Source organism: Streptomyces sp. NPDC005004, from assembly GCF_053600675.1.
Window position 1 is genome coordinate 46706 of the sequence record NZ_JBSGAH010000013.1, and the last position, 12824, is coordinate 59529.

General features: G+C 71.4%; 11 protein-coding genes. 1 reads left to right on the forward strand and 10 read right to left on the reverse strand.

All coding sequences use genetic code 11. The annotated features are described in order from the left end of the window. Window positions 1-16: 16 nt before the first annotated feature. The 6 genes from carB to pyrR all read right to left on the reverse strand — a co-directional run bounded on the left by carB (window position 17) and on the right by pyrR (window position 8000). Window positions 17-3325, reverse strand: coding sequence for a carbamoyl-phosphate synthase large subunit (gene carB / locus ACWEEU_RS19885; protein WP_451733929.1), 3309 nt, complete (start codon window positions 3323-3325; stop codon window positions 17-19). Further along, a complete protein-coding gene (gene carA, locus ACWEEU_RS19890; protein WP_385749117.1) occupies window positions 3318-4475 on the reverse strand; it encodes a glutamine-hydrolyzing carbamoyl-phosphate synthase small subunit in 1158 nt (385 codons plus the stop codon). Before carA ends, carB begins: the two co-directional genes overlap by 8 nt. Continuing rightward, a complete protein-coding gene (locus ACWEEU_RS19895; protein WP_451733931.1) occupies window positions 4472-5056 on the reverse strand; it encodes a PH-like domain-containing protein in 585 nt (194 codons plus the stop codon). Before ACWEEU_RS19895 ends, carA begins: the two co-directional genes overlap by 4 nt. Beyond that, window positions 5053-6339 (reverse strand): dihydroorotase, encoded by a 1287-nt coding sequence (locus ACWEEU_RS19900; RefSeq protein ID WP_451733933.1) that lies wholly within the window; start codon window positions 6337-6339, stop codon window positions 5053-5055. The genes ACWEEU_RS19895 and ACWEEU_RS19900 overlap by 4 nt, the downstream gene beginning before the upstream one ends. Before the next feature lie 5 nt (window positions 6340-6344). Further along, window positions 6345-7337: an aspartate carbamoyltransferase catalytic subunit gene (locus ACWEEU_RS19905; protein ID WP_451733935.1), complete on the reverse strand. Its 993-nt coding sequence runs from the start codon at window positions 7335-7337 to the stop codon at window positions 6345-6347. A gap of 93 nt (window positions 7338-7430) precedes the next feature. Next, complete coding sequence (pyrR, locus tag ACWEEU_RS19910) at window positions 7431-8000, reverse strand: bifunctional pyr operon transcriptional regulator/uracil phosphoribosyltransferase PyrR (protein WP_385749106.1); 570 nt, start codon at window positions 7998-8000, stop codon at window positions 7431-7433. Window positions 8001-8252: 252 nt separating this feature from the next. Between pyrR and bldD the strand changes: the two genes are divergently transcribed. Further along, on the forward strand, window positions 8253-8753 hold the full coding sequence (gene bldD, locus ACWEEU_RS19915) for a transcriptional regulator BldD (protein WP_142150451.1): 501 nt from the start codon (window positions 8253-8255) through the stop codon (window positions 8751-8753). Window positions 8754-8934: 181 nt separating this feature from the next. On the opposite strand, the gene nusB is transcribed toward bldD, so the two are convergent. The 4 genes from nusB to ACWEEU_RS19935 all read right to left on the reverse strand — a co-directional run bounded on the left by nusB (window position 8935) and on the right by ACWEEU_RS19935 (window position 12663). After that, a complete protein-coding gene (nusB, locus tag ACWEEU_RS19920) occupies window positions 8935-9369 on the reverse strand; it encodes a transcription antitermination factor NusB (protein ID WP_385749103.1) in 435 nt (144 codons plus the stop codon). Between the two features lie 2 nt (window positions 9370-9371). After that, a complete protein-coding gene (gene efp, locus ACWEEU_RS19925; RefSeq protein ID WP_385749100.1) occupies window positions 9372-9938 on the reverse strand; it encodes an elongation factor P in 567 nt (188 codons plus the stop codon). A gap of 49 nt (window positions 9939-9987) precedes the next feature. Continuing rightward, on the reverse strand, window positions 9988-11094 hold the full coding sequence (locus ACWEEU_RS19930) for an aminopeptidase P family protein (protein ID WP_451733939.1): 1107 nt from the start codon (window positions 11092-11094) through the stop codon (window positions 9988-9990). 702 nt (window positions 11095-11796) lie between these two features. Next, window positions 11797-12663, reverse strand: coding sequence for a Pro-rich N-terminal domain-containing protein (locus tag ACWEEU_RS19935; RefSeq protein WP_385749095.1), 867 nt, complete (start codon window positions 12661-12663; stop codon window positions 11797-11799). Between the last annotated feature and the right edge of the window lie 161 nt (window positions 12664-12824).

Here is a 12824-nt window from a genome sequence, read left to right on the forward strand (position 1 = left end):
GTCCCCCTCGGGGCTGCTAGTCGCGGGCCGCGTTCAGGTGTTCGGCGTGTTCCTGGAGCGAGCGGACGCCCACGTCGCCGCGGTTGAGGGCGTCGATGCCCTGGACGGCGGCGGCGAGCGCCTGGACGGTGGTCAGGCACGGGACCGAGCGGGCCACGGCCGCCGTACGGATGTCGTAGCCGTCGAGGCGGCCGCCGGTGCCGTAGGGCGTGTTGACGATGAGGTCGACCTCGCCGTCGTGGATGAGCTGGACGATGGTCCGCTCACCGTCGGGGCCGGGGCCCTCGGACTGCTTGCGCACGACGGTGGCGTTGATGCCGTTGCGCTTGAGGACCTCGGCGGTGCCGGAGGTGGCCAGCAGCTCGAAGCCGTGGGCGACCAGCTCGCGGGCCGGGAAGATCATCGAGCGCTTGTCGCGGTTGGCGACGGAGATGAACGCGCGGCCCTTGGTGGGCAGCGGGCCGTAGGCGCCCGCCTGCGACTTGGCGTAGGCCGTGCCGAAGACGGTGTCGATGCCCATGACCTCGCCGGTGGAGCGCATCTCCGGGCCGAGGACGGTGTCCACGCCGCGGCCCTGGATGTCCCGGAAGCGGGACCAGGGCATCACGGCCTCCTTGACGGAGATCGGCGCGTCCAGCGGGAGTTCGCCGCCGTCGCCGGTCGCCGGGAGCAGACCCTCGGCGCGCAGCTCGGCGACGGTCGCGCCGAGCGAGATGCGCGCGGCCGCCTTGGCCAGCGGCACTGCCGTCGCCTTGGAGGTGAAGGGCACCGTGCGGGAGGCGCGCGGGTTGGCTTCCAGGACGTAGAGGATGTCGCCCGCCATGGCGAACTGGATGTTGATCAGTCCGCGCACGCCGACGCCCTTGGCGATGGCCTCGGTGGAGGCGCGCAGCCGCTTGATGTCGAAGCCGCCGAGAGTGATCGGGGGCAGGGCGCACGCCGAGTCGCCGGAGTGGATGCCGGCTTCCTCGATGTGCTCCATGACGCCGCCGAGGTACAGCTCCTCGCCGTCGTAGAGGGCGTCGACGTCGATCTCGATGGCGTCGTCCAGGAAGCGGTCGACCAGGACCGGCCGGGAGGGGCTGATCTCGGTGGACTCGGCGATGTAGGAGGCCAGGCGCTCCTCCTCGTAGACGATCTCCATGCCGCGGCCGCCGAGGACGTAGGAGGGCCGGACCAGGACCGGGTAGCCGATCTCGTCCGCGATGGCCTTGGCCTCGGCGAAGGTGGTGGCGGTGCCGTGCTTGGGCGCGGGGAGTCCGGCCTCGGCGAGGACGCGGCCGAAGGCGCCCCGGTCCTCGGCGGCGTGGATGGCCTCGGGCGGGGTGCCGACGACCGGCACGCCGTTGTCCTTGAGCGCCTGGGCGAGGCCCAGCGGGGTCTGGCCGCCGAGCTGGACGACGACACCGGCGATCGGGCCGGCGAGGGACTCGGCGTGCACGATCTCCAGCACGTCCTCCAGGGTGAGCGGCTCGAAGTAGAGCCGGTCGGAGGTGTCGTAGTCGGTGGAGACGGTCTCCGGGTTGCAGTTGACCATCACGGTCTCGTACCCGGCGTCGGACAGCGCGAAGGAGGCGTGGACGCAGGAGTAGTCGAACTCGATGCCCTGGCCGATGCGGTTGGGCCCGGAGCCCAGGATGATGACCGCGGGCTTCTCGCGGGGCGCGACCTCGCTCTCCTCGTCGTAGGAGGAGTAGAAGTACGGCGTCTTCGCGGCGAACTCGGCGGCGCAGGTGTCGACCGTCTTGTAGACCGGGCGGATGCCGAGCGCGTGCCGGACCTCGCGGACGACGTCCTCGCGCAGGCCGCGGATCTCGCCGATCTGGAGGTCGGAGAAGCCGTGCCGCTTGGCCTCGGCGAGCAGTTCGCGGGTCAGCTCGGGGGCGTCGGCCAGTTCGTCCGCGACCTCCTTGATGAGGAAGAGCTGGTCGACGAACCAGGGATCGATCTTCGTGTACTCGAAGATCTCCTCCGGCGTGGCGCCCGCGCGGATGGCCTGCATGACGGTGTTGACGCGGCCGTCGGTGGGGCGCACCGCCTCTTCGAGGAGGGCGGTCTTGTCGCCGGGCTCGCCGGCGAAGGTGAACTGGCTGCCCTTCTTCTCCAGCGAGCGCAGTGCCTTCTGGAACGCCTCGGTGAAGTTGCGGCCGATGGCCATGGCCTCGCCGACCGACTTCATGGTGGTGGTCAGCGTGGAGTCGGCCTGCGGGAACTTCTCGAAGGCGAACCGGGGGGCCTTGACGACGACGTAGTCGAGCGTGGGCTCGAAGGAGGCCGGGGTCTCCTGGGTGATGTCGTTGGGGATCTCGTCCAGGGTGTAACCGACGGCCAGCTTGGCGGCGATCTTGGCGATCGGGAAGCCGGTCGCCTTGGAGGCGAGCGCCGAGGACCGCGAGACGCGCGGGTTCATCTCGATGACGATGACCCGGCCGTCCTCGGGGTTGACCGCGAACTGGATGTTGCAGCCACCGGTGTCCACGCCGACCTCGCGGATGATCGCGATGCCGATGTCGCGCAGGAGCTGGTACTCGCGGTCGGTCAGGGTCATGGACGGCGCGACGGTGATCGAGTCGCCGGTGTGCACGCCCATGGGGTCGAAGTTCTCGATGGAGCAGACGACCACGACGTTGTCGTTCTTGTCGCGCATCAGCTCCAGCTCGTACTCCTTCCAGCCGAGGATGGACTCCTCCAGGAGCACCTCGGTGGTCGGGGAGAGCGTGAGGCCCTGGCCCGCGATGCGGCGCAGCTCCTCCTCGTCGTGGGCGAAGCCGGAACCGGCGCCGCCCATGGTGAAGGAGGGGCGGACGACGACGGGGTAGCCGCCGAGCGTCTCGACGCCCTGGATGACGTCGTCCATGGTGTGGCAGATGACCGAGCGGGCGGACTCGCCGTGGCCGATCTTGGCGTTGACGGCCTCCACGACGCCCTTGAACAGGTCGCGGTCCTCGCCCTTGTGGATCGCCTCGGGCTTGGCGCCGATCAGCTCGACGCCGTACTTCTCCAGGACGCCGTTGTCGTGCAGGGCGATGGCGGTGTTGAGCGCGGTCTGGCCGCCGAGGGTGGGCAGCAGGGCGTCGGGGCGCTCCTTGGCGATGATCTTCTCGACGAACTCGGGGGTGATCGGCTCGACGTAGGTGGCGTCGGCAATCTCCGGGTCGGTCATGATCGTGGCCGGGTTGGAGTTCACCAGGACGACGCGCAGGCCCTCGGCCTTGAGCACGCGGCACGCCTGGGTGCCGGAGTAGTCGAACTCGGCGGCCTGGCCGATGACGATCGGGCCGGAGCCGATGACCAGGACGGACTGGATATCGGTGCGCTTAGGCACGCTGGCCCTCCATCGGAGCGGTGCTCATCAAAGTCGTGAAGCGGTCGAACAGGTAGGCGGCGTCGTGCGGGCCGGCTGCCGCTTCGGGGTGGTACTGGACGGAGAAGGCGGGCTGGTCGAGCAGCTGGAGCCCCTCCACGACGTTGTCGTTGAGGCACACGTGGGAGACCTCGGCGCGGCCGAACTTGGTGTCGCTCACCTCGTCGAGGGGGGCGTCGACGGCGAAGCCGTGGTTGTGCGCGGTGACCTCGACCTTGCCGGTGGTGCGGTCCTGGACCGGCTGGTTGATGCCCCGGTGGCCGTACTTCAGCTTGTAGGTGCCGAAGCCGAGCGCGCGGCCGAGGATCTGGTTGCCGAAGCAGATGCCGAACAGCGGGGTCCTGCGCTCCAGCACGGCGGTCATGAGGGCCACGGGGCCGTCGGCCGTGGCCGGGTCGCCGGGGCCGTTGGAGAAGAACACGCCGTCCGGGTTCACGGCGTAGACGTCCTCGACCGTGGCGGTCGCGGGCAGGACGTGCACCTCTATGCCGCGCTCGGCCATGCGCTGCGGGGTCATGCCCTTGATGCCGAGGTCGATCGCGGCGACGGTGAACTTCTTCTCGCCGACCGCGGGGACGACGTACGCCTCCTTGGTGGCGACCTCCTCGTAGAGGCTCGCGCCCTTCATGTGCGGCTGGGCCTGGACGCGCTCGATCAGCTCGGCGTCCGGGGCGAGGGCGTCTCCGGAGAAGACGCCGGCGCGCATCGAGCCGCGCTCGCGCAGATGGCGGGTGAGGGCGCGGGTGTCGATCCCGGAGATGCCGACCACGTTCTGGGCGGTCAGCTCGTCGTCCAGGGAGCGCCGGGAGCGCCAGTTGGACGGCACGCGCGCGGGGTCACGGACCACGTAGCCGGAGACCCAGATGCGCCTCGACTCGTCGTCCTCGTCGTTCCAGCCGGTGTTGCCGATCTGCGGAGCGGTCGCGACGACGATCTGGCGGTCGTACGAGGGGTCGGTCAGGGTCTCCTGGTAGCCGGTCATGCCGGTGGAGAACACGGCTTCGCCGAAGGTCTCCCCCACGGCCCCGTAGGCGCGGCCGCGGAAGATGCGGCCGTCCTCCAGGACGAGTACGGCGGGAGTCTTGGCGGCTCCCCTGGTGGAGGTCGTCATCGTGCGCCTTCCGTGTCGTTGATCAGGTGGTTCAGGGTGTCGGCCCACTCGTTGTGCTCGGCCGCGCGGTCGGAGCGGAAGCCGGAGTCGATCAGCTTGTCGCCGTGGGCCCAGGTGACGATCAGCAGTCCGCCCTCGGTGAGGACCTTGCCCGCGATGCCCTTGTCGAGCCGGGCGCCGCGCAGGGCGTTCACGGGCACGAAGAAGTCGGTCGCGCCGGGGCGCTCGACGGCCAGGCCCTCGTCGGTGAGGGTCAGCTCCACCCGGCTGCGGGTGCCCAGCCCGTGCGCCACGATGCGGTCCAGCCACTGTCCCGCGGTGGTGGAACCGTGGTAGCGGCCGCTCATGCTCAGTCTCGCCGGACCGGGGTCCTCCGGCACGCCGGGCAGCTCGGGCAGGTCGCTCTGGAGGGTGCCGCGCCACTTCCAGCCCTCGCGCATCAGCCAGTAGACGAGGGCGATGAAGAGGGCGAGTCCGACGAGCCAGCCGACGCGGGCGCCCCAGTCGGTCACCGCGGCGGATTTCTTCTCGTCCGCGAGCCCCGTGGCGAGCGTCGCGGCGAGCAGGGGTGCAGATGTCACGTGAGCTTCCCGTCCATGAGCGTGGCCTTGCCCCGCAGCCAGGTGTGGGTGACACGGCCCGGCAGCTCACGGCCCTCGTAGGGGGTGTTGCGGCTGCGCGAGGCGAAGCCCGCGGGGTCCACCTCTCCACGGTAGGCGGTGTCCACGAGGGTCAGGTTGGCGGGCTCGCCCGGCGCGACCGGGCGGCCGTGGCCGGTGGCGCGGCCGATGCGGGCGGGCGCGGCGGACATGCGGTCCGCGACCCCGGCCCAGTCGAGCAGGCCGGTCTCGACCATGGTCTCCTGCACCACGGACAGGGCGGTCTCCAGACCGACCATGCCCATGGCGGCGGCGCCCCACTCGCAGTCCTTGTCCTCGTGCGGGTGCGGGGCGTGGTCGGTGGCGACGATGTCGATCGTGCCGTCGGCCAGCGCCTCGCGCAGGGCGTGGACGTCGCGCTCGGTGCGCAGCGGCGGGTTGACCTTGTAGACGGGGTTGTAGGTGCGCACCATCTCCTCGGTCAGGAGCAGGTGGTGCGGGCACACCTCGGCGGTGACCTGGATGCCCCGGGACTTGGCCCAGCGGACGATCTCCACGGAGCCGGCGGTGGAGAGGTGGCAGATGTGCAGCCGGGAGCCGACGTGCTCGGCGAGCAGCACGTCCCGCGCGATGATCGACTCCTCGGCGACGGCGGGCCAGCCCCCGAGACCCAGCTCGGCGGAGACGACGCCCTCGTTCATCTGGGCGCCCTCGGTGAGCCGGGGCTCCTGGGCGTGCTGGGCGACGACGCCGCCGAACGCCTTCACGTACTCCAGGGCGCGGCGCATGATCACCGCGTCGTCCACGCACTTGCCGTCGTCGGAGAAGACGGTGACCCCGGCGGCGGAGTCGTGCATGGCGCCCAGCTCGGCGAGCTTCCTGCCCTCCAGGCCGACGGTGACGGCGCCGATGGGCTGCACGTCGCAGTAGCCGTACTCCCGGCCGAGGCGCCAGACCTGCTCGACCACACCGGCGGTGTCGGCGACGGGGAAGGTGTTGGCCATGGCGAAGACGGAGGTGAAGCCGCCGGAGGCGGCGGCGCGGGTGCCGGTCAGCACCGTCTCGGAGTCCTCGCGGCCCGGCTCGCGCAGATGGGTGTGCAGGTCGACCAGGCCAGGCAGGAGCACCTTGCCGTCGGCCTCGACGACCTCGGCGCCCTCGGCGGACAGACCGGTGCCGACCGCCGCGATGGTCTCGCCGTCGATCAGGACGTCCTGCGGCTCGCCCCCGAGCACCTTCGCACCACGGATCAGGATCTTGCTCATGGTTCTTACTTCTCCTCGGTACGAAGCTGGGTGGTGGCGGGCTGGGTGGTGGCGGGCTCGTTGCCGCCGAGCAGCAGGTAGAGGACGGCCATGCGGATGGAGACGCCGTTGGCGACCTGCTCGACGACCGTGCAGCGGTCGGAGTCGGCGACCTCGGCGGTGATCTCCATGCCCCGGACCATCGGGCCGGGGTGCATCACGATGGCGTGCTCGGGCATCCGCGCCATGCGGTCGCCGTCGAGGCCGTAGCGGCGGGAGTACTCGCGCTCGGTGGGGAAGAAGGCGGCGTTCATGCGCTCGCGCTGGACGCGGAGCATCATCACCGCGTCGGACTTGGGCAGCGTGGAGTCGAGGTCGTACGAGACCTCGCAGGGCCAGGTCTCCACGCCGACCGGCAGCAGGGTGGGCGGGGCGACGAGGGTGACGTCGGCGCCGAGGGTGTGCAGCAGGTCCACGTTGGAGCGGGCGACCCGGCTGTGCAGGACGTCGCCGACGAGGGTGACGCGCTTGCCGGAGAGGTCCTGGCCGAGCCCGGCGTCGGCGCCGATCAGGCGGCGGCGCATGGTGAAGGCGTCCAGCAGGGCCTGGGTGGGGTGCTGGTGGGTGCCGTCGCCGGCGTTGATGACGGGGGCGTCGATCCAGCCGGAGTTGGCGAGGCGGTAGGGGGCACCGGAGGCGCTGTGCCGGATGACGACGGCGTCCACGCCCATCGCCTCCAGCGTCTGGGCGGTGTCTTTGAGGGACTCGCCCTTGGAGACGCTCGATCCCTTGGCCGCGAAGTTGATGACGTCGGCGGAGAGGCGCTTCTCGGCAGCCTCGAAGGAGATCCGGGTCCGGGTCGAGTCCTCGAAGAAGAGGTTGCAGATCGTGCGGCCGCGCAGGGTCGGCAGTTTCTTGATCGGCCGGTCCGCGACCCGGGCCATCTCCTCGGCGGTGTCGAGGATCAGGACGGCGTCGTCGCGGGTGAGGTCGGCGGCCGAGATGAGATGACGCTGCATCTGTCAGGCTCCGTAAGGCAGTTCAAACGGGAGGATTCGGGTGGAGCTGGGCGCGTCGAGGGCATGGCGAAGCAGCCCGTGCGCCGCTGCTCGCTACTGGCCGGGCTTGGCACCGAGCAGCACGGTGTCGCGACCGTCCTCCTCGGCGAGCTGGACCTTGACCGTCTCCCGCAACGACGTGGGGAGGTTCTTGCCGACGTAGTCGGCGCGGATGGGCAGTTCGCGGTGGCCGCGGTCGACGAGGACCGCGAGCTGTACCGCGCGGGGGCGCCCGATGTCGTTCAGGGCGTCGAGGGCGGCGCGGATGGTGCGGCCGGAGAAGAGCACGTCGTCCACGAGCACGACCAGGCGGCCGTCGACACCGTCACCGGGGATCTCGGTGCGGGCGAGGGCGCGCGGCGGGTGCATGCGCAGGTCGTCGCGGTACATGGTGATGTCGAGCGAGCCGACCGGGACCTTGCGGTCGGTGATCTGCTCCAGCTTGACGGCGAGCCGCTGGGCGAGGAAGACGCCCCGGGTCGGGATGCCGAGGAGCACCACGTCGTCGGCGCCCTTGGCGCGTTCGACGATCTCGTGGGCGATGCGGGTCAGGACGCGTGCGATGTCGGGACCCTCGAGAACGGGCCGGGCATCGGACGCGGGGTTTTGCGCGTGCGTGTCCATACGAAACGGACCCCCTTCTCCGCCTCACAGGACGGACTTTAAAGGACGTCGGATTTGCGCCATCCACCCTAGCAGGTCGCCAGGAGCACCCGTTTCACCCGTTCGGAGCAGCGGGCGGTCACTACCACGGAAGAGTCGGTGTGGACCATTCGGCTTGACGCAGAAGAATCACGCTGCGTAACCTCACAGTGAGTTACCAGCCGCGCGGCGGGCACCCCGCCGGCCGCGTCGACACAGTGTCCGGGGAGCTATATGTCCAGCGAATACGCCAAACAGCTCGGGGCCAAGCTCCGGGCCATCCGCACCCAGCAGGGCCTTTCCCTCCACGGTGTCGAGGAGAAGTCCCAGGGGCGCTGGAAGGCCGTGGTGGTCGGTTCGTACGAGCGCGGCGACCGTGCCGTGACCGTGCAGCGCCTGGCCGAGCTGGCCGATTTCTATGGCGTTCCGGTGCAGGAGCTGCTGCCGGGCACCACTCCGGGCGGGGCCGCCGAGCCGCCGCCGAAGCTCGTCCTGGACCTGGAGCGGCTGGCCACGGTGCCGGCCGAGAAGGCGGGCCCCCTCCAGCGTTACGCGGCGACGATCCAGTCCCAGCGCGGCGACTACAACGGCAAGGTGCTCTCGATCCGCCAGGACGACCTGCGCACCCTCGCCGTCATCTACGACCAGTCCCCCTCGGTCCTCACCGAGCAGCTCATCAGCTGGGGCGTCCTGGACGCGGACGCGCGCCGCGCGGTCGCCCACGAGGAGAGCTGACCGCTTTACACGCATTGCGCAGAAACGTGCCGCCGGGGTGGCAGGGAGACGTGTGTCCCTGCCACCCCGGCGGTTTTTTTCGACGTACGCGGGCGGAAACGCCAAAGGGGCGCGGGGAACGCCGCGACCGGCCACCACGGACCGGCGCACGAAAGTCCACCCACGCCCCTTGGGCGCTGTTTTACGACTGATCGCGCCGCAGGCTCGGCTTCAGCTCCTTGAAGCGGCCCAGCAGGCCGTTCACGAACGCCGGCGACTCGTCCGTCGAGAACTCCTTGGCAAGCTGCACCATCTCGTCCAGGACCACCGCGTCGGGCGTGTCGTCCACCCAGATCAGCTCGTACGCGCCGAGCCGGAGCAGGTTGCGGTCGACGACCGGCATCCGGTCCAGCGTCCAGCCCACCGCGTACTGGGCGATCAGCTCGTCGATGCGCGACGCGTGGTCCGCGTAGCCCTCGACGAGCTGCATCGTGTACTCGCTGACCGGAGGCTGCCGGGTGTCGGACCGGGAGAGCCTGACCCAGTCCGCGAGGACCGTGAGAACGTCGGCGCCGCGCTGGTCGCCCTCGAAGAGGATCTGGAACGCGCGCTTGCGGGCCGTGTTGCGGGCAGCCACGGTTAGCTGTTCACCCGGCCGAGGTAGTCGCTCGTGCGGGTGTCGACCTTGATCTTCTCGCCGGTCGTGATGAAGAGCGGGACCTGGATCTGGTGGCCGGTCTCCAGCGTGGCGGGCTTGGTGCCGCCGGTGGAGCGGTCGCCCTGGACGCCGGGCTCGGTCTCCTTGATGACCAGCTCGACGGCGGCCGGCAGCTCGACGAAGAGCACCTCGCCCTCGTGGCGGGCCACGGTGGCCTCGAAGCCCTCGATCAGGAAGTTGGCCGCGTCGCCGACGGTCTTCCGGTCGATGTGGAGCTGGTCGTAGGTCTCCATGTCCATGAAGACGAAGTAGTCGCCGTCCATGTACGAGAACTGCATGTCGCTCTTGTCGACAGTGGCGGTCTCGACCTTGACGCCGGCGTTGAAGGTCTTGTCGACCACCTTGCCGGAGAGCACGTTCTTCAGCTTGGTGCGCACGAAGGCCGGGCCCTTGCCGGGCTTGACGTGCTGGAACTCGACGACGGACCACAGCTGGCCGCCATCGAGCTTGAGCACCATGCCGTTCTTGAGGTCGTTCGTGGAAGCCACGGTTGCGGAATCTCCTGGACTGACGTGGACGACCCCGGGGCACGCACCGTTAAAGCGCGAGCAGCTCCTTGGTCGTGATGGTGAGTAGCTCGGGTCCGCCGTCCGCCTCTGGGCGCACGACGAGCGTGTCATCGATCCGGACGCCGCCCCGGCCCGGGAGGTGAACCCCGGGTTCGACGGTGACCGGCACGCAAGCGTCCAGTTTACCCATGGCTGAAGGGGCGAGCTGCGGGTCCTCGTCGATTTCGAGTCCGACCCCGTGTCCGGTGACCGGTGGCAGGGCGTCCGCGTACCCCGCGGAGTCCAGCACCTGACGGGCCGCGCGGTCCACATCGCGGTAGGCGGCGCCGGGCACCAGGGCCTCGCGCCCGGCCCGTTGGGCGGCGAACACGAGGTCGTACAGCTCGACCTGCCAGTCGGCGGGCGAGGTGCCGATGACGAAGGTGCGGCCGATCTCGCAGCGGTAGCCGCGGTAGGTCGCGCCGAGGCAGACGGAGAGGAAGTCGCCCTCCTCCACCCGCCGGTCGGTGGGCCGGTGGCCGCAGCGGCCGGAGTTGGGCCCGGTCGCGACGGAGGTCGGGAAGGCGGGGCCCTCGGCGCCGTGGTCGACAAGGCGCCGCTCCAGCTCCAGGGCGAGGTGCCGTTCGGTGCGGCCGACCAGGATCGACTCGAGCAGCTCGCCCAGGGCCTGGTCGGCGATCTCCGCGCCGATGCGCAGACAGGAGATCTCCTCCTCGTCCTTGACGACCCTGAGCTGCTCGACGGCGGTGCCGAGGTCCGCGAGGCGCAGTCCGGGGGCGACCGAGCCGAGTGCGCGGTACCGGGCGACGGTGAGGTGGTGCTCCTCCACGGCCAGGGCGTCGGTGCCCTCGCCGCCCGCGAGCCCGGCGGCGGCCACGGCGGGGTCGCCCCCGGCCGAGGGCAGCACGTGCAGGGCCAGGGAGTCGTCGGGGCGCCCCTCCCCCGGCCGGTCCTCCGGCGGGACGGGACAGACGAGCTGGTCCTCGCGCCTGCCGAGCAGCAGGACCGCTCCCTGGGGTGCGGCTCCCGCGAGGTAGCGCACGTTGGCGGGGCGGGAGATGAGCGCTGCCGCGGTACCGGCCGCGTTGCAGCGATCCCTCAGCCGGGATCGGCGGGTCGCGTACACCTCTGACATGAGACGAGCGTAGGAGCTCTGCCCGTCTCTCGCCGTTCGGCGGGGTCCGAGTGGGGTGCGGGGAGCCTCCGGCGGTTCGCGGTGAACGGCCGGCGCCCGGCGGGGGTGCGGGAAGCCTCCGCCGGTTCCCGGTGAACACCCGGCCACCCGGCCGAGACGCGGAGAGCCTCCGGCAGTCGCGGTGGCCGTCCCGCTCCCGTCGTCGGGGCGGGAATCTCCGACGGGCGCGCGGCCGGCGCCCGGCCTCCCGGCCAGGGGGCGGGGCCACCCGGCCCGACCGGCGTTCGGCAACCTGCCGTGGCAGTGCCCGCAGCCGTCGGAGCGGTGGCGCCGTAAGGCATCCGCTGCTGGGGGGTGCTCGCCCTGGAGGGGAGTGCCGGTGAACGGGTCCCCCGCGGGCTCCGGGCCAGCGGGGACGAGAGGCGTCCGCGGCTGCCCGCCGCTGCTGTCCCGGCGCGCTCGCACCGCCCGGCCGCCGCTGTGGCTGGGCACCTCGCACCGCCCGGCCGCCGGTGTCGGTGGCCGTCTCGTCGCGCCCGAACGCCGGTGTCAGGGGGCGATCGTCGCACCCCATCCGGGTGTCGGTGGCCGTCTCGTCGCGCCCGAACGCCGGTGCCATGGGGCGCCTCGTCGCGTCCGGTCGGCGATGGCCAGGGCTGCGTGGCGTCCGCGGGTGCCGGTCGAGTGGCGCCGCCCCAGCCGTTACCAGCTCGGCGGGCTGGCGATGGCTCGGGTCAGGACCTCGTCCAGGACGCGGGCGGTGCCGGGGACGTCCAGTTGGGAGTTGTCGATGATCGGCAGGCCGGAGCCGTACCAGCCGGCCATGCGGCCGTGGATGCGGGCGACCTCCTCGTCGGTGAGGCGTCGGTTGCCGCTGCGCTCGGCGTTGCGCTCCAGGACGATGTCCAGGCCCGGGAGCAGGACGACGGGCAGCAGGCCGGGGCCGACGTGGCGCTTCCAGCCGCCGAGGCCGACCACGGGCCGGTCCGGGAAGACCGCGTCGTCGAGGATGCAGGAGATCCCGTTGGCGAGGAAGTTGCGGGCGGCGAAGCCGCAGGTGCGCCGGGCCAGGCGGTACTGCGCCTCGGAGTTGTCGTTCCAGCCGGTCTGCGGATCGGCGAAGCCCGAGCGCACCCACTCGCGCACGTCGTCGAGGCTGATGTGGGCGGTGGGCACCCGGCGGTGGTCCGCCCAGTACTTGGCCACGCTGGTCTTGCCCGCGCCCGCCGGGCCGATGAGCAGCACGGCGAGGGTGGTGGCCGAGGGGTCGGGCGCGGCGGCGGGCGGCGCGCCGACGGGGGCGCCGGGCGGCAGCGGCACATGGCCGGTGGCCTCGGAGCCGTGCGGCCCGTACGTACCGGCGACGGGTGGCGCGGTCGGGGGCGGCGGGGGTACGGGCGGCATGGCGCCCGGTGGCATGGGAGCGCCCGCCGTGGGATAACCGGGCGGGGGGCCCTGGGGTGCCGCCGGGGGCGGGCCCGGATGGTGCGCGGCCGGTGCCCAGCCGGTCTGCGGTCCCTGCCCCGGTGGGTGGGGCGGCGGCAGCGGAGATCCCACTGCGTGCTGCATCCGTTGCCACTCCATCTCGTACACGCGTTCAGCGCCGGAAGGCGGGTACGAAGCCCGCACTGTAGCGAACCGTACCGCCCCCGGCCGTCGTTTGGTGAAACGGCCGGGGGCGGGAGCAAGTGCCCAGCCCGTCAAGGGAATCGGGCAGAGGGGGCGGTGTC